Below are 19,092 nucleotides of genomic sequence, written 5' to 3' on the forward strand. Positions count from 1 at the left end.
CGCTCGCGAAGAGGGGCGACGCGGTTTCACCTTAAACTAGCCATTCAACCCCAGGAACCGACGCCGATGTCCAACCCGATGCCCCAACGCTCCGACTACCCGCACTTCCAGCCCATCACCACCCGCTGGCACGACAATGACGTCTACGGTCACGTCAACAACGTCACCTATTACAGCTTCTTCGACACGGCGGTGAATACCTACCTGATCGAAGTCGGCGGTCTGGATATCCATGACGGCGAGGTGGTGGGTTTTGTGGTGAGTTCGGCCTGCGACTACTTTGCCTCCATCGCTTTCCCGGACCGGATCGAGATCGGCCTGCGGGTCGGCAAGTTGGGCAACAGTTCGGTGCAATACGAACTGGCGGTATTCAAGGCGGATGAAGAGGAAGCCTGCGCGGCGGGACGCTTCGTACATGTGTTCGTGGATCGGGCATCGAATCAACCGGTGGCGATTCCTGCCGGATTGCGCGGTGCATTGGAGCGGCTAGCGCTTTGAGCGGCAAAAAAAAATCGCAGCCCGAAGGCTGCGATTTTTTGATCTACCGATAAACGAGGCGATTCAAGCCTCAGTCGCGATAGCGATGTTTATGCTTGCGATGGCCATAGGCATGGCCGCGACCTGGATGGCCGTCACGGTAGTAGCGACGATCGTCACGGTCACGATAGGAACGACGATCATCGTCGCGATCACTCTCTCTGCCCATGTAGTTACCCAGCGCGCCACCAGCGCCGCCGCCTGCTGCAGAGCCGATCAGGCTGCCGGTGGTGCCGCCCATGCTGCGGCCGACCACGTTACCGCCTGCTGCGCCCAACGCACCACCAATGGCGGCTTCGCCACGGCTGCGTTTGTCTGCGCCGACGGCGCTACCACCCGCGCCGCCCAAGGCCGCGCCAATGGTTGAACCTGTATTGCCGCCTAGCGATTGACCGACGACCGAGCCAAGAACCCCGCCCAATGCGCCGCCCACACCCGCTTCGGTGGTGCCGCCTGCAGAAGCGAAGCCACTGACCAGGCCAAGGGACAACAAGAGAATCGAGGAGAACTTCATAGAGGAACCTCAAGGGGATGACGGCGCGATCCTGAGGCTGTGTCATGGTTGTGACAATAGAAATCCGACGAGTAACACGACTTGAGCACAATTCTATAAGTTACTGTTTTTTGGGTGGAACTTAACTGTTTTTCGCCGGTCTTTAACTACTTCGCAAAGGCCGTTTCCATACAGAAACGGCCTTTTTTGTGGGCGATTGGAAAGTGTTGGTTCCGAAAGAATCGTTGAATGATCCACCGCTTTCGCGAGCAAGCCCGCTCCCACATTGGAACTCAGTCGTACGCAAAATCTGTGTCCGCTGAAGATCAAGTGTGGGAGCGGGCTTGCTCGCGAAGAGGCCAGACCAGTCGCCGCGTCAAGCCGACTTGGCCATGATCAACCCGGTCTCACTCGCCGCCTCCAACCGAATCGCCACAAACTTCGACGTCGGCGTATGGCTGCCATCCCCGGTGCTTTCCAGCGGCACCAGCGGGTTCACTTCCGGATAATAGGCGGCCGCTTGCCCGGCAGGAATATCAAACGCCAGCAGCGTGAAACCCTTCACCCGGCGCTCACGGCTATCATCCCAGATCGAAACGATGTCAGCCTTCTGCCCCGGTTTGAAACCCAGGCGAATGATGTCGGCCTCATTGACGAACAATACATCCCGCTGACCTTTCACCCCGCGATAACGGTCATCAAGACCATAAATCGTGGTGTTGTACTGATCGTGGGAGCGCATCGACTGCATGATCAGGTCCGGCAGCACGCCGGTGGCGCGGGTGCGTTCGTGCACCAGGTCTTTGGGCAGCATGTTCGCACGGAAGTTGGCCCGACCCGATGGGGTATTCCAGCGACGTGCGCGGGCGCTGTTACCCAGGTGAAAACCACCCGGGTTCTGGATTTTCTCGTTGAAGTCCCGAAAGCCCGGGATGGTGTCGGCGATCAGGTCGCGAATGCGGCGGTAATCGGCCACCAGCCAGTTCCAGTCCACCGGTTTGCTGCCCAGGGTCGCGGCGGCAATGCCGGCGATGATTGCAGGCTCTGAGCGCATCTGGTTCGACAGCGGCTGCAGCTGACCGTTGGAGGCGTGGACCATGCTGAACGAGTCTTCCACGGTCACCGCTTGGGCGCCTTCGGTCTGGATATCGATGTCGGTACGACCCAGGCACGGCAGGATCAGCGCTTCTTTACCGTGGGCCAAATGGCTGCGATTGAGCTTGGTGCTGATTTGCACGGTCAGGTCGCAGTTGGCCAAGGCCTGGAAGGTGCGGGTGCTGTCCGGCGTGGCTTGGGCAAAATTACCGCCCAGACCGATGAAGACTTTTGAGCGACCGTCGGCCATGGCGTGAATCGCCTCGACCACGTTGTGGCCGTTTTCACGCGGCACCTTGAACTGGAAGCGCCGCTCCAGTGAATCGAGGAACGCCACCGGCGGACGTTCGTTGATGCCCATCGTCCGGTCGCCCTGCACGTTACTGTGGCCACGGACCGGGCACAGACCGGCTCCCGGCCGGCCGATGTTGCCGCGCAACAGCATGAGGTTGGCGATTTCCTGGATGGTCGGCACCGAATGGCGATGCTGGGTGATGCCCATGGCCCAGCACATGATCACGTTCTTGCCTTTGGCGTACATGCGCGCCGCTTGCTCGATTTCCACCAGCGTCAGGCCGGACTGCTCGACAATCTGCTCCCATGGGGTGTCGTCGATGACGCCCATGTATTCCAGCACGTTGACCGCATGTTCATTGAGGAAGTCGTGATCGAACACCGCCGGGGCACCAGCCTTCTGCGCATCGCGTTCCCATTGCAGCAGGAATTTCGCCATGCCGCGCAGCACCGCCATGTCGCCGCCCAGCGCAGGACGGAAGTACGCGGTATTGGTCGGCTTATCGCCGTTGGTGAGCATTTCCAGCGGATGCTGCGGGTGCTGGAAGCGTTCCAGGCCGCGTTCTTTCAGCGGGTTGACGCACACAACCTGAGCGCCGCGTTTCACCGCTTCGCGCAGGGGTTCGAGCATCCGCGGGTGGTTGGTGCCGGGGTTCTGGCCCCAGACGAAAATCGCATCGGCGTGTTCGAAGTCGTCGAAGGTCACCGTGCCTTTGCCGATGCCGACACTTTGCGCCATGGCCACACCGCTGGCCTCGTGGCACATGTTCGAGCAATCGGGAAAGTTATTGGTGCCGTAGGCACGCACGAACAACTGATAGAGGTACGCCGCTTCGTTGCTGGCGCGGCCCGAAGTGTAAAACTCGGCTTGGTCCGGGCTCGACAGGCCCTGTAAATGTTTACCGATCAGCGCGAAGGCGTCATCCCAGCTGATGGGTTGGTAGCGATCGGTTTCGGCGTTGTAGCTCATCGGCTCGGTCAGGCGGCCCTGATATTCAAGCCAGTAGTCGCTCTGTTCCAGCAGTGAGGTGACGCTATGTTTGGCAAAGAATGCAGCGTCGACACGCCGTTTGGTCGCTTCCCAGTTCACCGCTTTGGCGCCGTTCTCGCAGAACATCACCATGCCCTTTTCCGGAGAATCGCCCCAGGCGCAACCCGGGCAGTCGAAGCCGCCGTTCTGGTTGGTCTTGAGCATTATGCGCAGGTTTTTCAGCGCGTTATCGCTGGTCAACCAGGCTTGGGCGACGCTGATCAGCGCGCCCCAGCCACCGGCTGGGCCTTTGTAGGGTTTGTAGCGGGGGACGGGTTTCTGGTCGGCTTGACGGTGTTGACTCACGCTTGATTCTCCAACGCTGGGCTGTAGACCCGCGGTGCACTTTTCTGCGGCAGGTGGATGAGATTGAGGTTGTGACGACGGGCCCATTGCACGGCAAGGCTCGTGGGTGACGACAGGCTGACCAGTGTCTGGATGCCCGCGCGTAAAACTTTCTGGATCAATTCAAGACTGCAACGACTGGTGACAATCGCCAGGCCGCCAGTGGTCGGGATTTTCTGGCGAATCAACCCGCCGATCAGCTTGTCGAGGGCGTTGTGCCGGCCGATGTCTTCGCGGCCCAACAGTAATTCACCGTTGCCGTTCATGAACACCGCCGCATGCACTGCGCCGCAATACTGGCCCAGCGGCTGGAATTCGCCGATGCGCTGGCGCAGGCCGTCCAGCCATTCTGCCGGGGGCAGCGGGGCGCCGGGCAGTACTTTGAGATCGGGCAGTGCTTGCTCCACCGCTTCCACGCCACAGAGCCCGCAACCGCTGGTGCCGGCCAGTTGCCGACGCTGCTGCTTGAGGTTCCAGAAGGCGCGGTTGGCGATGGTCACTTGCGCGTATTGCGCCGATCCCGAGCCGCTGAGTTGCAAGTCGTAGATATCTGAAGCGTCTTCGATAATGCCGCTGCCAAGGCTGAAGCCGACGATGAAGTCTTCCAGATCCGTGGGCGTCACCAACATGACCGCTTGGCTGATGCCGTTATAGGCGATTGCCAAGGCGACTTCCTCGGCCAGCGCGGCGCTGGCCGATTCGGTGTATTCAAGGTTGCAGTAACTGTATGTCTGGCTTGCGGTGGGCGCGGGCGTTTCAATAGCAGGCGCCGCGCGGACAGGGCGCTTGGCGTTCATTAGGGTCACCAACGGTTTGGTCAGCTTTAAGACTAGGCGCGTCAACTTGTCGCGTCTAATTGCTATTACTGATCTGCCGATAGATGGCGTCGATCAAGAGCCTGTCATTGATTGTTGATAGATGGCGAAACACGCTTCTGCAAGCGCCGAACGTGGAGCGCTGCGACGCATGATCAGCCCCAGCCGGGCGAGAGTCTGGGCGTTTTCTATGGGCTGCAGGCGCAAGTGATCGGTGAGGTTTTCCAGACCACCTTCCAATGGCATCACGGCGCAGCACAGACCACCGTGTACTGCTTGTAACAGTTGGTGGACGGCATCGGTTTGCAGCAACGGTTGGGGGGCCAAGCCCCGGCTGTGGAAGTTATGGTCGATGGACTGGCGAAAATGCATGCCGCTGGTGAGCATGCCCAGCGGCAGTTCAATCAACGATTTCCAACTTAAGGGCGCGTCGCCGAAACTGAAGAAACGCTGATCGTAGAGCAATCCCATGTGGGTTTCGCGGAAGGCCAGGGAGTCGAAACGCTCGCCGTCCAGGCGTTCCAGATAGGAAACGCCGAGGTCGAGGCGATTGTTCGCCAGTTGTTCGAGGATCTGTTCGGAACTCAGTGCCGAAAGTTCGAAGCGCAGGTTCGGGTGTTCGGCGTGCAGGCGTTGCATCAGCGGTACCGGGTCGAAACTCGACAGCGGCACCACACCCAGACGTAACGTACCCACGAGGTTACCGCGACAGGCTGCAGCTTCGGCCTGCAAACCGTCGTAGGCCGCGAGCACCGTACGCGCCCACGCCAGCACACGCTCACCCGGCGCAGTGAAACCTTCGAAGCGTTGGCCACGGTTGACCAGCGGCAGATCGAGCTCTTCTTCGAGGCTGCGCAGGCGCATGGACAGGGTTGGCTGGGTGATGTGGCAACGCGCGGCGGCCTGGCCGAAATGCCGGGTTTCGTCGAGAGCGATGAGGAATTTGAGCTGCTTGATGTCCATCTTCGCTCCAGGGCGCGGGCAAGGTTTGCGATTCTACCGCCTGCGCGGGGTTGGGTCATTGGTCGGCTGGGAACCGGGCTGCGCAAGGCTGGTCTAGTCTTTGGCGTCTGGACACCTAAACCCCAAGGAGAGTGCACCATGAGTATTTTTAGCTTTGTGAAAGAAGCAGGCGAAAAACTTATCGATCTGCTGACACCTGGCAATGCGAATGCCAGCGAACAGTTGAAGGAACACATCAGCAAGGTCGGCCTGGGTAATCCGAATGTTCAGGCGACAATCGAGGGTGACAAAGTCATCGTCACCGGTGAAGTGGCGAGTCAGGAAGAGAAGGAAAAAATTCTGCTGGCCGTGGGCAATATTGCCGGTGTCGGTAGCGTTGATGACCAGATCACGGTAACGGGGCCGGTTGCTCAGGCGGCGCGGTTCGTCACCGTTAAAAAGGGCGACACCCTCAGCGCGATTTCCAAGGCCGAATACGGCGACGCGAACAAGTACAACAAAATCTTCGAGGCCAACAAACCAATGCTTTCGCACCCGGACAAGATCTATCCGGGGCAGGTGTTGCGGATTCCTGAATAAGGCTTGAGATCGCTATCGCGGGCAAGCCACGCTCCCACAGGAATTGTGTCGTTCACGAAGGATGCGAACGACACAGATCCTGTGGGAGCGTGGCTTGCCCGCGATACAAGCGACTCGGTCTAAAGCCCGGCAATCAACTCCCGATAATCCCCCACCGCCGCAAACTCGGCCGTGTCCTTCGGCCCTTTGCGGCTGTCCGGCTCGCTCACGGCCAGCAGATGCGCCACGCCAAAATTGCGCGCACTGCGCAGAATAGGCAGCGTATCGTCGATAAACAGACTGCGCGTCGGGTCGAAGCCGATGTCGGCCTGCAAGGCATCCCAGAACTGCGGGTTTTCCTTGGGGAAACCGTAATCGTGAGAGCTGATCAAACGCTCGAAATACGGCGCCAGTTCAATTCGTTCCAGCTTCAATGACAGCGAGTCGCGGTGGGCATTGGTGATCAGTACCACGCGTTTGCCGGCCCGTTTGATCGCTGCCAGAAAAGTGTCCGCATCCGGTCGCAGGGCGATCAAGTGCGCGGTTTCCAGTTTCAGTTCGCGCACCGACAGCTTCAGCTCGGCGCTCCAGAAGTCCAGGCAGTACCACTGCAACTGACCGGCATTGCGTTCGAACAACGGCTGCAGTTCCAGCTCCGCCATGGCCCGGCTCACCCCATGCAGCTCGGCATAACGCTGGGGCAGGTGCTCCATCCAGAAATGGTTGTCGTAGTGCAGGTCCAGCAACGTGCCGTCCATATCCAGCAAAACGGTATCGATGTCGCGCCAGGGCAGCAGGGACATAAAAAACTTCTCCAGCGGTAAAAAAGATATCCGAGATAAACAATCAGGATAGGCCGGGTATAGTAACGCGTTCACGCCAAGGAGCTTCCCATGCGCCAGAAACCCACCGTACTCGCCCGCGAGATCGTCGCCACCAGCCGTTTGTTCTGCGTCGAAGAGCTGAAGTTGCGCTTTTCCAATGGCGTGGAGCGTACTTACGAGCGCTTGGTCGGCAAAGGCACCGGTCATGGCGCGGTGATGATCGTGGCGATGCTCGACGCGGACCACGCGGTGTTGGTGGAGGAATACTGCGGCGGCACCGATGCCTATGAACTGTCCTTGCCCAAAGGCTTGATCGAGCCGGGCGAAGACGTGTTGGCGGCGGCCGAACGGGAGCTCATGGAAGAGGCCGGGTATGGCGCGCGGCAGCTGGAACATCTGACCGAGTTGTCTTTGTCGCCCGGCTACATGAGCCAGAAGATCCAGGTGGTGCTGGCCACCGACCTGTACGAAGAGCGCCTGGAGGGTGACGAGCCCGAGCCGATGGGGGTGGACAAGATCAACCTGCGTGAATTGTCGGCCCTGGCGCAGAACCCGCGATTCACCGAGGGCCGTGCCTTGGCGGCGCTGTATCTGGCCCGTGACTTGCTGACTCAACGTGGGGTGTTTTTGCCGTGAACTTGAATTTTCCCCATCCGTTGATGGCGCCAGTCGTTGAACTGGCTTTGAAGGCTGGCAAGGCGATCCTGCCGTTCTGGCGCGTCAACGTTGCCGTGACTGCAAAGTCCGATGATTCCCCGGTCACCGCCGCCGATATGGCCGCTCATCATCTGATTCTGGCCGGGCTGACGGCGCTGGATCCGAGCATTCCGGTGCTGTCCGAAGAGGACGCCAATATCCCCCAGAGCGTGCGCGCCGGCTGGCAGCGCTGGTGGCTGGTCGATCCGTTGGACGGGACCAAGGAGTTTATTTCCGGCAGCGAAGAGTTCACCGTCAACATCGCGTTGATCGAGCAGGGGCGGGTGGTGTTTGGCGTGGTGTCGATGCCGACCAACGGGCGCTTTTATGTCGGCGGTGCCGGGTTGGGTGCCTGGCGTGGCGATAAAGGCGCCGAACCGTTGCCGATTCAGGTTCGCGAAATTCCGGCTACGGGTGAAGCCTTCACGGTGGTCGCCAGTCGTCGGCATTCGAGCCCTGAGCAGGAGCGCTTACTCGCGGGGTTGAGCGACAGTCTGGGTGAGTTGCAACTGGCCAATATTGGCAGTTCGCTGAAGTTTTGCCTGCTGGCAGAAGGGGCGGCGGATTGTTATCCGCGGTTGGCGCCGACGTCTCAGTGGGACACGGCTGCGGCTCAAGGCGTGCTGGAAGGCGCGGGGGGGGAGGTGCTGGATTTGAGCGGTGAGCCGTTCTGCTATCCGGCGCGGGAATCGTTGTTGAATGAATTCTTTTTGGCGCTGCCGGCTAAGGCGGCATGGCGGGAAAAGCTGCTGAAACTCGCACGCTCGTGACCGTAGCAAGAGAGGCTTTGCCAAAATTCCTGCCAGTTATGCAAAATCCTCGTGGGAGCGAGCCTGCTCGCGATGACGGTCGAACATTCAATGATGTTGACTGATAAATCGCTATCGCGAGCAGGCTCGCTCCCACAGGTTTTGTGGCGGCTGAGGTTTAGCGGTGAAGAACGTACTGCCCGGTAAACTTCACCGCATCCTCTTCACTCCCGGTATTCACAATCTGCGAATGCAGCGTCAACCGCGCCCGTCCATACCGCTCATACATCGCCAGAAACTTCTTCCACACCGCCGCACTCGGTGCCTGGCAAATCGCCGTCGCGTCCATGGTGACCGGCAGCGGGTAGCTGATCTGCCCTTCCTGAATCACGATATGCCCGTCATCGATGCCTTCTTCGCGCAAACGCAAATGCAACCAGCCCCATCCGGCCAGCACCGCGCCGCAATACAGGCTGCCACCGAACATGGTGCTCTTGTGATTGACGTTGGCCTCCAACGGCAGATGCAGGCGCAGTTGATGGTCTTGCCAGTCGAGCACTTTGAGGCCCATGTCCCGCGTGAGAGGGATGTCGTGGTGGAGGATCGATTCCAGGTGACGACAGTCGCGGTTCATTCAAAGGCCTCTTGTTTGAAGATGATGATTTGACGGTAGCTCAATCGATATCGTCGGTGGGGTTGCCGGCACCGCTATCGGCGAAGTTCAGACCATGCTTGCGCAGTTTGTCATGCAAGGTTTTGCGCGGAATGCCAAGCGCTTCGGCGAGGCTGCGTACGGAGCTGTGCGAGCGTGCCAGTTCGGCGGCAATCAGGCTCTTTTCGAAGTTCTCTACTTGCTCGCTCAAACCGCCGCTGACCACTTCGATCATGGTGCCGACGCCGCCATCCGGCGCGCTGTTGTCCAGCGCCAGTTCAAGACCGAGGGCAAAACGTTCGGCGGCGTTCTGCAGTTCTCGCACGTTGCCTGGCCATGTGTGACGTAGCAGCAGCGCCCGGTGCCCCGGTTGCAATTCATGAGGCGGCAATCCGTGGCGGGCGCTCGCCTCATCGGCGAAATGCTGGAACAGCATCAGCGCATCTTCGCCCCGCTCGCGCAGCGGTGGAATGCGCAGCGGCGCGACGTTCAAACGGTAATACAAGTCGGCACGGAAGCGCCCCTGATCGGCGGATTGACGCAGGTCTTCCTTGGTCGCGGCGATGATGCGGATGTCCAGCGGGATCAGCTGGTTGCCGCCCAAGCGCTCAACCACCCGCTCTTGCAGCAAGCGCAGCAATTTCACCTGCACGTCGAGGCTCATGCTTTCGATTTCATCGAGGAACAACGTGCCGCCGTTGGCGAATTCGAACTTGCCGATGCGACGCTTCTGCGCGCCGGTAAACGCACCAGGTTCGTGACCGAACAGCTCGCTTTCCACCACCGACTCAGCCAGGGCCCCGGCGTTGATCGCCACGAACGGGCCGTTGCGCCGACTCGACAGGTCGTGCAGCGCGCGGGCCACTACTTCTTTACCCGCACCGGTTTCGCCAAGGATCAGCACGTCGGCCTTGGTCGCCGCCAATGCACCGATCTGCTCACGCAGGCGCAGCATCGGCGCCGATTGCCCGACCAGTCGAGCGCTGAGTTCGTTGCGATCGCTCAGGGCCAGGCGCAGGCTGCGGTTGTCCAGCACCAATCGGCGCAGGTCCAGGGCACGATGTACGCTGTCGAGCAGGGCGTCGCTGGCGAAAGGCTTTTCCAGAAAGTCATAGGCCCCGGCGCGCATGGCTTGTACCGCCAGCGGCACATCGCCGTGGCCGGTGATCAGCAGCACTGGCAGTTCCGGGTCCTGGGCGTGGAGTTCGGTCAGCAGTTCGAGACCGTCCATGCCCGGCATGCGGATGTCGCTGACCACCACGCCCGGCCAGTCGCGTTCCAGTTGCCCGGCCAGGCCTTTGGCTTCAGCGAGCGGCAGGATTTTCAGGCCGGCCAGGTCCAGGGTCTGGCTCAAGGCTTGGCGCAGATGGGGATCGTCGTCGATCAACACGACCTGGATGCGGTTGTCGATGGTCATGCACTTCGGTCCTCGGACGGTTGCAGGCTCACGCCCGGTGCGCCTGCGCGCAGTTTCAGGGTAATCAGGGCGCCACCTTCCTTATGGTTGGAGAACGACAGTTCACCACCGAAGGCGCGCATCAGGGTGTCGCAGATCGCCAGCCCCAGCCCAAGCCCCTGAGTGCGGGTCTTGGTGGTGTAGAACGGCTCGCCGGCACGACCCAACGCTTCCAGGCAAAACCCGGGGCCGTTGTCGCGAATGTACAGATTGACGCCGTCGGCGGTGGATTCGGCACTCAACCAGAGTTTACGCGGCGGGCCTTTTTCCGTCAGGGCATCGAGGGCATTGGCCAGCAGATTACCGAGTACCTGGCGCAGGCGGGTTTCCCCAGCCTCGACCCACAGGGTGGCGGCTGGCAGGTCACGGATCAGCTCGACTTCCATGCTGCGTCGACGCTTGGCCAGTAACGCCAGCGCGTCGTCCAGCGCCGGTTGCAGAGCAACGCTTTCCGGGGCGTGGCGATCACGCCGAGCGAAGGCGCGCAGGTGGGCGATGATCGAGGCCATACGCCCGGTCAATTCACTGATCAGCTTGAGGTTGCCGCGAGCATCCTCGGTGCGCTGATGATCGAGCAGCACTTCGGCGTTTTCCGCGTAGCTGCGGATCGCTGCCAGCGGTTGGTTGAGTTCATGGCTGATGCTCGCCGACATCGTCCCCAGCGCCGAGAGCTTGCCGGCCTGCACCAGGTCATCCTGCGCGCGCACCAGTTCCTGCTGAGCGTGTTCGCGCTCCAGCACTTCCTGCTTCAGTCGACGGTTGAGGCCTTCGAGGTCGCTGGTCCGTTCGGCGACCCGGCCTTCCAGTTCCTGGCGGGCCTTGCCTTCGAAGGCGATCCGATCCAGGTAATGGCGCCGGCGTTGCATCATCAGGCCGAGCAGCAGCATCAATACCAGAAGCGTTGCGCCACCGATGGCCACGACCGTGCGCACCGGGCGGTCGATCAGGGTACGCGGTGCAAGGATACTGACACTCCAGCCGGTTTCTTCGATCTGCCGGGTTTGGGTCAGCCAGGCGTTGGCGTCGAGGTTCAACGGCTTGGGATCGCGGGTCGGGTAGGGTTGAATCGCAGTAATGGCCTCGCGCTCTGCGTCGCTCAATGGGCGTGTCGAGCGAAAACGCCACTCTGGCCGCGACGTGAGGATGACCACGCCATTGTGGTCGGTCACCAACAGTTGTTCAGGGGTTTTGCCCCAGAGGCTTTCGGTGTGGTCGAGGTCGACCTTGATCACCAGCACGCCGATGATTTTTTCGCGATCACGTATTGCCGCCGCAAAGAAGTAGCCGCGTTTGGCCGAGGTGGTGCCCAGGCCGAAGAAGCGTCCCAAACGACCGTCCATGGCCTCGCTGAAATAAGGACGGAAAGCGAAATTTCGGCCAACGAAGCTGTCGTGTTTGTCCCAATTGGAGGCCGCCAGCGTCTTGCCGGTGGTGTCCATCAGGTACATGACTTCGGCACCGGTCTGGGCGCTGATGTTTTTCAGCAGGCGATTGGCATTGCCTTGAACCACGCCCTCGTCGGGTGCGGACAATGTCGCACGCAGCGCGGGCAGCTCGCCGAGGATCTGTGGCAACACTTCATACCGATGCAGGGTGCCCAGCAGGTTGGCGACGTAGAGGTCGAGGGTCTGACGGTTCTGCCCGGCCAGTTCGCTGCGGTAGTAACGCTCGGCCAGATGCTCCAGCGGCCACAGCAAGGGCGCCAGGCACAGCGCGAGCAACGCCAGGCTGCGCCAGCGAGGTCTGCGGGGAAGGGTCGGAGTCATGAGCATCAAGCGCCTGTGGGTACAGACGCATTATGCCTAGGCTTGCGGGCGCAGTCTGCGCACCTGGGATCAAGTGCGCGCTGGCGGTGAAAATTCACACAGGAATTCAGGAAAAGACTTCGGCGTCCTTGAAGAACGCGGCGGACTGATCCTTGGCCGACAGTTTCGGTGCTTCGTCCAGCTGCCAGTCAATGCCCAGGTCCGGATCGTCCCAGCGAATGCTGCGCTCGGCCGACGGGGTGTAGTAGTCGGTGGTTTTGTAGAGGAACTCGGCGAAATCACTCAACACCACGAAACCATGGGCAAAACCTTCCGGTACCCAGAGTTGGCGATGGTTGTCGGCAGACAGACGCACAGCGACCCATTTGCCGAAATGCGGCGAGCTGCGGCGAATGTCCACCGCCACGTCCAACACCTCACCGGCGGTGACGCGCACCAGTTTGCCCTGGGTGTTTTCCAGTTGGTAATGCAGACCGCGCAGTACACCTTTTTGCGAGCGGGAATGGTTGTCCTGAACGAACTGGGTGTTCAGGCCGGTTGCCTCTTCGAAAGCCTTGGCGTTGAAGCTCTCATAGAAGAAACCGCGCTCGTCACCAAATACCTTGGGTTCGATGATCAGAACACCGGGCAGGTCGGTGGTGACTACATTCATGGTGTTTCTCCAGCAATAGGCGTGATGGCCGACATTCTTACGCAAAGTGGTGGTTGGTGCGAGTGGTGTGGTGGTTCAGGCGATAAAATTCGTTTAGTCGCTGTGTTCCATCAGTAAAAAACTGGTGATCTCTGTTAATCGACCTCACCGAAATACCACTGCTCGGCCTCATAGGGTTGCCCGTCACAATCTTCAGCGGTATAGCGCAATCCTCTTTCCTTCATCCCGTCTGGAAGGACGAGACCCCATTCTGTTGCGAGGCTTTTGTCCGTTCGGCAGTGCTCACTGTCAATTGCCGGGATATGTCCTCGGTGGTAGTCCAGATTGGTGTAAATGCAGATTTCGCTGGTGAACATGTCCGGTAGGCAAATGACCGTGACTATTCGACAGTCGATGGCATTTTCAGGCCTTGCCTGGCGTATGTGGTGCGCTGCATTGATCATTTGTTGGGCGCATTCTTTGCGTATGGCAGTGGTCGCTTGTTTACCCTCTACCAGTGTCGTGAGAACCGGAATTTTCCAATTGCTGTATTTCTGTTCGAGAGTCAGATCGTCCGGAAAATAGCCCTCGAAGCGAGAGGACCAGGCTGCAAGCGCTTTCAATCGACGTGGGATGTTGCGGACTTTTTTGTTTGAGAGTGCAAGGCGGCGCATCGTCATGGTGGCGACTTTATCCTGGACGGTTGATGGATCCCTTTAGGCTATAGGTTGGAATCAGGAACAGTGAAAGGCAATCCGAGATTGCTGTAGGAAAGTTCATCTGAGTAGTCGCTGACCGGAAACCATCCCCAATGCCGACCCTCTGACCGGTATAAGAGGGTTGCGTATCGCCCCAAGCAATGGCGATATAAGCGCCTAATAAAATTTCAGGGGTTGTTGTATGCCGCTCGCCACGTTGATTCACCGCGCCAGTCTGCCCAGCCCGCAGGTGTCTGCGGCGCAAGCGCTTGAGCTGTTGAAAGAGCATTACGGGTTGAGCGGACGATTACAGACGCTTGGGAGCCAGCAGGATCTCAATTTCCGGGTCGACAGCGAGCAGGGGCGTTTCGTCCTGAAAATCTGCCGCGGCGATTACTCGGTCCTGGAGCTGCAAGCCCAGCACGCAGGGCTCAAGCATCTGGCGGAACATTCCGGCGTGCCGGTGCCTGGAGTGATTGCTGCCAAAAACGGCGCAGACCTTCTCTCCCTTGAGATTGAGGGCCAGGCTGTGCACGTACGACTGCTTGATTACATCGACGGCCAATCCCTGACGCACCTCGATCATCTAAGCCATTCAGTGGTTGCCGGTTTCGGTCGGCTCTGCGGCGAAATGGACCTGGCGCTGGCCGGTTTCGATCATCCTGGCCTCGAGCGCACCCTTCAATGGGATGCCCGCCACGCCAATGCGTTGATCGCGCATTTGCTGCCGGTGATCAAGGATGAGCGGCAACGAGCGTTAATTGCTGAAGCGGCCGAACAGGCCGAGCGCCATTTGCAGCCGCTGGTGGATAAGCTGCCGGTGCAGGCGATTCACATGGATATCACCGACGACAATGTGGTCTGGCAGCGGGATTCGCAGCGCCAATGGCAGTTGCAGGGCGTCATCGATTTCGGCGATCTGGTTCGAACCTGGCGGATCACTGATCTGTCGGTGACCTGCGCCGCGCTGCTGCACCATGCCGATGGCGATCCATTTTGCATTTTGCTGGCGGTTCGGGCTTATCACGCGGTCAATCCGTTGCAGCATGAAGAGTTGCTAGCGCTATGGCCGCTGATCGTTGCGCGCTCGGCGGTGTTGGTGCTGAGTGGCGAACAGCAGGTCAGCATCGATCCGGGCAATGGGTACAGTCGCGACAACCTGACCCATGAGTGGGAAATTTTCCGCGTTGCCACATCGGTGCCATTGGCGTTGATGGAGGCGGCGATTCTTAACGCGGTTGGGCAAAGCCTTCCAAGCATCGGCAGCGAGGGCTTCGCGCCATTGTTGCCGAGTCTGGTTGGGCGTGAATTTGCGTTGATCGATCTGGGCGTGCTCAGTCCGCATTTCGAGGCGGGTAACTGGGAGCAAGAAGGGATCGATCTGCGTTTGTTGACGGAAGCCGCCGAGGCACACGGTCTGGCGGCCAGTCGATATGGCCAGTATCGTCTGTCCCGCACTCGGCCGGACAGCGCCAGTGAACCGGATACTTTCCCGTTACACGTTGCATTGCGAGTGCCCGACGGCACGGCGGTCGAAGCGCCGTTTGCCGGGGTCATCCATATTGAAGGGGAGAACCTGCTGCAACTGGACGGCCCAGAACTCAGCGTCCGATTGTGGGGTGTGGCCCCATCGGTACGCAGTAGCGCGGCGCTGGTCAAAGGCCAGGTCCTGGGTTCGGTCAGCGGGCCGTTGATCGTGCAGTTGTGTCGAAGCGCTCAGCTAGACGCGCCGTTGTTTTGCACACCTTCGCGCGCAGCAGCCTGGCAGGCACTGTGTCCGTCACCTGCCCTGTTGTTGGGCCTGGCCTGCGATGCGGAAGAAGAACTCGACCCACAGACATTGCTCGCCCGCCGTGACGCGAGTTTCGCTCGCTCCCAGAAGCACTATTACGTCGACCCGCCGCGCGTCGAGCGTGGCTGGCGCAATCACCTGATCGACATGCAGGGTCGCTCTTACCTCGACATGCTCAACAACGTCGCGGTACTGGGTCATGGCCATCCGCGCATGGCCGCCGTTGCCAGCCGGCAGTGGTCGTTGCTCAACACCAACTCGCGTTTTCACTACGCGGCGATTGCCGAGTTTTCCGAGCGTTTACTGAAGCTGGCACCGGACAGCATGGATCGCGTATTTCTGGTCAACAGCGGTACCGAGGCCAATGACTTGGCAATCCGTCTGGCCTGGGCTTATAGCGGCGGTCGCGACATGCTCAGCGTATTGGAGGCTTATCACGGCTGGTCAGTGGCAGCGGATGCGGTTTCGACCTCGATTGCCGACAACCCCAAGGCCTTGAGCAGCCGTCCCGATTGGGTGCATCCGGTGACTGCGCCGAATACCTATCGTGGTGAATTTCGTGGCGTCGACAGCGCGCCGGACTACGTGCGCAGCGTCGAGCACAACCTGGCGAAAATCGCCGAACAGAAACGCCAACTGGCCGGTTTCATCTGCGAGCCGGTGTACGGCAATGCCGGCGGTATCTCGCTGCCGCCGGGCTATTTGAAGCAGGTCTATGCGCTGGTCCGCGCTCAGGGCGGGGTGTGCATCGCCGATGAAGTGCAGGTCGGTTACGGTCGCATGGGCAAATTCTTCTGGGGCTTCGAAGAACAGGGCGTGGTGCCGGACATCATCACCATGGCCAAAGGCATGGGTAACGGCCAGCCGTTGGGCGCAGTCATTACCCGCCGGGAAATCGCCGAAGCGCTGGAGGCCGAGGGTTACTTCTTCTCGTCGGCCGGTGGCAGCCCGGTCAGTTGCCGGATCGGCATGGCGGTGCTGGATGTGATGGAAGAAGAAAAACTCTGGGAGAACGCCCAGGTTGTGGGCGGGTATTTCAAGGAACGTCTTGAAGCGTTGATTGATCGGCATCCGTTGGTGGGCGCAGTGCATGGTTCCGGCTTCTATCTGGGCGTGGAGTTGATCCGCAATCGCGAAACCCTGGAGCCTGCGACTGAAGAAACCACGGCGTTGTGTGATCGCCTTCGTGAGTTGGGGATCTTCATGCAGCCGACTGGCGATGACCTGAACATTCTCAAGATCAAGCCGCCGATGGTCACGTCGCGTCAAAGCGTGGATTTCTTTGTCGACATGCTGTCGAAGGTTCTCGAAGAAGGGTTGTAAACACGTGCTCCCACAAGGGATTGTATTTAAATTCGATTATTATCTGGGTTAAGTGAGTTATTTTTGACTGGGTGAGTATTTATCGCTTTAAAAGCCGATTTTTATCGGCTATAAAGTCGCCATTGCCCACGGTGTGGACGAATCACGCCTGGTGCTGCCTCTTTCTGTCATCGGTCGATGCCACCCTCGACCTTCAAGCACTTGCCCAGGAGATGATTCATGAGCCGTATCGTTACCGTCGCCGCTACCCAGATGGCCTGTTCCTGGGACCTTGAAGCCAACATCGAGACCGCTGAGAAGCTGGTCCGTGAGGCTGCGGCGAAAGGCGCGCAAATCATCCTGATCCAGGAGCTGTTCGAGGCGCCGTACTTCTGCCAGAAACCGAACCCGGATTACCTGCAACTGGCCACGACCGTTGAAGATAACGTCGCCATCAAGCATTTTCAGAAAGTCGCCAAAGAACTGCAGGTTGTTCTGCCAATCAGCTTCTACGAATTGGCCGGTCGCGCGCGTTTCAACAGCATCGCAATCATCGATGCCGACGGCAGCAACCTCGGGATTTATCGTAAAAGCCACATCCCGGACGGCCCTGGCTACCACGAAAAGTACTACTTCAACCCGGGCGATACCGGCTTCAAAGTCTGGAACACCCGTTACGCGAAAATCGGCGTGGGCATCTGCTGGGATCAGTGGTTCCCTGAGTGCGCCCGCAGCATGGCGCTGCAAGGTGCGGAAATCCTGCTCTACCCGACCGCCATCGGCAGCGAGCCACACGACAAGACCATTTCGTCCCGCGACCACTGGCAGCGCGTGCAACAAGGCCATGCCGGCGCCAACCTGATGCCGCTGATTGCCAGCAACCGCATCGGCAACGAAGAGCAGGACGGCTACGACATTACCTTCTACGGCTCGTCGTTCATTGCCAACCAGTTTGGCGAGAAAGTCCAAGAGCTGTATGAAACAGAAGAAGGCATTCTGGTTCACAGTTTCGACCTCGATGAGCTGGAGCACATCCGCAGCGCATGGGGTTCGTTCCGTGACCGTCGCCCGAACCTTTACGGCGCGATCAAAACCCTCGACGGTTCCCTGGAGTCCTGAACCATGACCACGTTGAACAGCACCCCTCGCACCGACGGCTTTTACATGCCAGCCGAATGGGCACCACAGACCCAGACCTGGATGGTCTGGCCCGAGCGCCCGGACAACTGGCGCCTGGGCGGCAAACCGGCACAAGCCGCGCATGTGGCGGTGGCCAAGGCCATCGCGCGTTTCGAGCCGGTGACCGTGGCGGTTTCCGCCGGCCAGTACGAAAATGCCCGTGCCCGTCTCGACGTGCCGAATATTCGTTTGGTGGAGATGTCCAGCGATGACGCTTGGGTTCGGGATACTGGCCCGACGTTCGTCATCAACAACCGCGGCGAAGTCCGTGGTGTGGATTGGGACTTCAATGCCTGGGGCGGTTTTGACGGTGGTCTGTATTCGCCGTGGAACCGTGACTCGCAGGTGGCGGGCAAGATCCTCGAAATCGAGCGCAGCCCGCGCTACCGCACCGAAGGTTTTGTGCTCGAAGGCGGCTCGATCCATGTCGATGGCGAAGGCACCCTGATCACTACCGAAGAGTGCCTGCTCAACCGCAATCGCAACCCGCACATGGACCGCGCGCAGATCGAAGCGGTGCTCGGTGCCAATCTGGCTGTGGATAAAATCATCTGGTTGCCGGACGGTCTGTTCAACGACGAAACCGACGGCCATGTGGATAACTTCTGCTGCTACGTGCGTCCGGGCGAAGTGCTTCTGGCCTGGACCGATGACCCGCAGGACCCGAACTACCCGCGCTGCCAGGCGGCAATGAACGTGCTGCAAAACAGCACCGATGCCAAGGGGCGCCCGTTCACGGTGCACAAGATGCCGATTCCCGGGCCGCTGTACGCGACCGAAGACGAGTGCGCTGGCGTGGATCCGGTTGACGGCACTCAGGAACGCAATCCGACCGTTCGTCTGGCTGGCTCTTACGTGAACTTCCTGATCGTCAACGGCGGCATCATCGCGCCGAGCTTCGACGACCCGTTGGACGGTCCGGCCAAAGAGATTCTGCAGGCTTTATTCCCGCAGCACGAAGTGGTCATGGTGCCGGGGCGCGAACTGTTACTGGGGGGCGGTAACATCCATTGCCTTACCCAACAACAGCCCGCGCCGCACAAGGAGTGAGTGAGGTCGTAACAGCTTAAGTTGATTGCAAAATCGATTGAGCAACGATTTTTCCTCGTCATTTTGCAGAAAGCCCGCAGCCCATCAGGACTGCGGGCTTTTTTGTATCCACTTGTCGACACTTCGAAAACATTGGCACAGCTCTTGTATCTTCGATGGGGCAACAC

Annotated in this window: 17 protein-coding genes; 7 read left to right on the plus strand and 10 right to left on the minus strand. The window is 59.7% G+C overall.

What is annotated here, in order from left to right; all coding sequences use genetic code 11:
• Positions 1-66 precede the first annotated feature (66 nt).
• Positions 67-498, plus strand: coding sequence for an acyl-CoA thioesterase (locus tag AB7M29_RS04645; RefSeq protein ID WP_454246431.1), 432 nt, complete (start codon positions 67-69; stop codon positions 496-498).
• Positions 499-568: 70 nt separating this feature from the next.
• Here AB7M29_RS04645 and AB7M29_RS04650 read toward each other — a convergent pair whose 3' ends face one another.
• The 4 genes from AB7M29_RS04650 to AB7M29_RS04665 form a co-directional block, all read right to left on the minus strand.
• Positions 569-1,051, minus strand: a complete 483-nt coding sequence (locus AB7M29_RS04650) for a glycine zipper domain-containing protein (RefSeq protein WP_123721694.1) — start codon at positions 1,049-1,051, stop codon at positions 569-571.
• Between the two features lie 355 nt (positions 1,052-1,406).
• Positions 1,407-3,755 (minus strand): FdhF/YdeP family oxidoreductase, encoded by a 2,349-nt coding sequence (locus tag AB7M29_RS04655; protein WP_454246432.1) that lies wholly within the window; start codon positions 3,753-3,755, stop codon positions 1,407-1,409.
• Positions 3,752-4,591, minus strand: coding sequence for a formate dehydrogenase accessory sulfurtransferase FdhD (gene fdhD / locus AB7M29_RS04660; protein WP_052962862.1), 840 nt, complete (start codon positions 4,589-4,591; stop codon positions 3,752-3,754). Before fdhD ends, AB7M29_RS04655 begins: the two co-directional genes overlap by 4 nt.
• 93 nt (positions 4,592-4,684) lie before the next feature.
• Entirely contained in the window at positions 4,685-5,572 is an 888-nt protein-coding gene (locus AB7M29_RS04665) for a LysR family transcriptional regulator (protein WP_217855205.1), read from the minus strand.
• A 138-nt stretch (positions 5,573-5,710) separates the two neighbouring features.
• Between AB7M29_RS04665 and lysM the strand changes: the two genes are divergently transcribed.
• Positions 5,711-6,151, plus strand: coding sequence for a peptidoglycan-binding protein LysM (gene lysM / locus AB7M29_RS04670; RefSeq protein ID WP_038978513.1), 441 nt, complete (start codon positions 5,711-5,713; stop codon positions 6,149-6,151).
• A gap of 119 nt (positions 6,152-6,270) precedes the next feature.
• On the opposite strand, the gene yrfG is transcribed toward lysM, so the two are convergent.
• Positions 6,271-6,933 (minus strand): GMP/IMP nucleotidase, encoded by a 663-nt coding sequence (gene yrfG / locus AB7M29_RS04675; RefSeq protein WP_030129609.1) that lies wholly within the window; start codon positions 6,931-6,933, stop codon positions 6,271-6,273.
• A 90-nt stretch (positions 6,934-7,023) separates the two neighbouring features.
• Here yrfG and nudE point away from each other — a divergent pair, with 90 nt between their 5' ends.
• Both nudE and cysQ read left to right on the plus strand, forming a co-directional pair.
• Positions 7,024-7,590 (plus strand): ADP compounds hydrolase NudE, encoded by a 567-nt coding sequence (nudE, locus tag AB7M29_RS04680; RefSeq protein ID WP_038978515.1) that lies wholly within the window; start codon positions 7,024-7,026, stop codon positions 7,588-7,590.
• Positions 7,587-8,420, plus strand: coding sequence for a 3'(2'),5'-bisphosphate nucleotidase CysQ (cysQ, locus tag AB7M29_RS04685; RefSeq protein ID WP_454246433.1), 834 nt, complete (start codon positions 7,587-7,589; stop codon positions 8,418-8,420). Before nudE ends, cysQ begins: the two co-directional genes overlap by 4 nt.
• 157 nt (positions 8,421-8,577) lie before the next feature.
• Here the strand turns inward: cysQ and AB7M29_RS04690 are convergent, their stop codons facing one another.
• From AB7M29_RS04690 to AB7M29_RS04710, 5 genes are all read right to left on the minus strand, one after another.
• On the minus strand, positions 8,578-9,033 hold the full coding sequence (locus tag AB7M29_RS04690) for a thioesterase domain-containing protein (RefSeq protein WP_217855209.1): 456 nt from the start codon (positions 9,031-9,033) through the stop codon (positions 8,578-8,580).
• 40 nt (positions 9,034-9,073) lie between these two features.
• Positions 9,074-10,468: a sigma-54-dependent transcriptional regulator gene (locus AB7M29_RS04695; RefSeq protein ID WP_217855211.1), complete on the minus strand. Its 1,395-nt coding sequence runs from the start codon at positions 10,466-10,468 to the stop codon at positions 9,074-9,076.
• A complete protein-coding gene (locus tag AB7M29_RS04700) occupies positions 10,465-12,273 on the minus strand; it encodes a sensor histidine kinase (protein ID WP_217855213.1) in 1,809 nt (602 codons plus the stop codon). Before AB7M29_RS04700 ends, AB7M29_RS04695 begins: the two co-directional genes overlap by 4 nt.
• A 106-nt stretch (positions 12,274-12,379) precedes the next feature.
• The gene (rfbC, locus tag AB7M29_RS04705) at positions 12,380-12,925 is read right to left on the minus strand and encodes a dTDP-4-dehydrorhamnose 3,5-epimerase (protein WP_007895246.1); all 546 of its coding nucleotides are present in this window, start codon (positions 12,923-12,925) and stop codon (positions 12,380-12,382) included.
• 134 nt (positions 12,926-13,059) lie between these two features.
• Positions 13,060-13,584, minus strand: coding sequence for a DUF3916 domain-containing protein (locus AB7M29_RS04710; RefSeq protein ID WP_217855215.1), 525 nt, complete (start codon positions 13,582-13,584; stop codon positions 13,060-13,062).
• Positions 13,585-13,804: 220 nt separating this feature from the next.
• Between AB7M29_RS04710 and AB7M29_RS04715 the strand changes: the two genes are divergently transcribed.
• The 3 genes from AB7M29_RS04715 (at position 13,805) to aguA (ending at position 18,925) form a co-directional block, all read left to right on the plus strand.
• Positions 13,805-16,717 carry an aminotransferase gene (locus tag AB7M29_RS04715; RefSeq protein WP_454246434.1) on the plus strand — a complete coding sequence of 971 codons (2,913 nt, stop codon included), beginning with the start codon at positions 13,805-13,807 and terminating at the stop codon, positions 16,715-16,717.
• A gap of 219 nt (positions 16,718-16,936) precedes the next feature.
• Entirely contained in the window at positions 16,937-17,815 is an 879-nt protein-coding gene (aguB, locus tag AB7M29_RS04720) for an N-carbamoylputrescine amidase (RefSeq protein WP_454246435.1), read from the plus strand.
• A 3-nt stretch (positions 17,816-17,818) separates the two neighbouring features.
• Positions 17,819-18,925 (plus strand): agmatine deiminase, encoded by a 1,107-nt coding sequence (gene aguA / locus AB7M29_RS04725; protein ID WP_217855220.1) that lies wholly within the window; start codon positions 17,819-17,821, stop codon positions 18,923-18,925.
• Positions 18,926-19,092: the final 167 nt, after the last annotated feature.

Source organism: Pseudomonas sp. F-14 TE3623 (assembly GCF_053629015.1).

Coding starts and splice junctions, on each gene's coding strand:
- AB7M29_RS04645 (WP_454246431.1), top strand. CDS start 67: ATGTCCAACCCGATGCCCCAACGCTCCGACTACCCGCACTTCCAGCCC.
- AB7M29_RS04650 (WP_123721694.1), bottom strand. CDS start 1,051: ATGAAGTTCTCCTCGATTCTCTTGTTGTCCCTTGGCCTGGTCAGTGGC.
- fdhD (WP_052962862.1), bottom strand. CDS start 4,591: ATGAACGCCAAGCGCCCTGTCCGCGCGGCGCCTGCTATTGAAACGCCC.
- AB7M29_RS04665 (WP_217855205.1), bottom strand. CDS start 5,572: ATGGACATCAAGCAGCTCAAATTCCTCATCGCTCTCGACGAAACCCGG.
- lysM (WP_038978513.1), top strand. CDS start 5,711: ATGAGTATTTTTAGCTTTGTGAAAGAAGCAGGCGAAAAACTTATCGAT.
- yrfG (WP_030129609.1), bottom strand. CDS start 6,933: ATGTCCCTGCTGCCCTGGCGCGACATCGATACCGTTTTGCTGGATATG.
- nudE (WP_038978515.1), top strand. CDS start 7,024: ATGCGCCAGAAACCCACCGTACTCGCCCGCGAGATCGTCGCCACCAGC.
- AB7M29_RS04690 (WP_217855209.1), bottom strand. CDS start 9,033: ATGAACCGCGACTGTCGTCACCTGGAATCGATCCTCCACCACGACATC.
- AB7M29_RS04695 (WP_217855211.1), bottom strand. CDS start 10,468: ATGACCATCGACAACCGCATCCAGGTCGTGTTGATCGACGACGATCCC.
- AB7M29_RS04700 (WP_217855213.1), bottom strand. CDS start 12,273: ATGACTCCGACCCTTCCCCGCAGACCTCGCTGGCGCAGCCTGGCGTTG.
- rfbC (WP_007895246.1), bottom strand. CDS start 12,925: ATGAATGTAGTCACCACCGACCTGCCCGGTGTTCTGATCATCGAACCC.
- AB7M29_RS04710 (WP_217855215.1), bottom strand. CDS start 13,584: ATGACGATGCGCCGCCTTGCACTCTCAAACAAAAAAGTCCGCAACATC.
- AB7M29_RS04715 (WP_454246434.1), top strand. CDS start 13,805: ATGCCGCTCGCCACGTTGATTCACCGCGCCAGTCTGCCCAGCCCGCAG.
- aguB (WP_454246435.1), top strand. CDS start 16,937: ATGAGCCGTATCGTTACCGTCGCCGCTACCCAGATGGCCTGTTCCTGG.
- aguA (WP_217855220.1), top strand. CDS start 17,819: ATGACCACGTTGAACAGCACCCCTCGCACCGACGGCTTTTACATGCCA.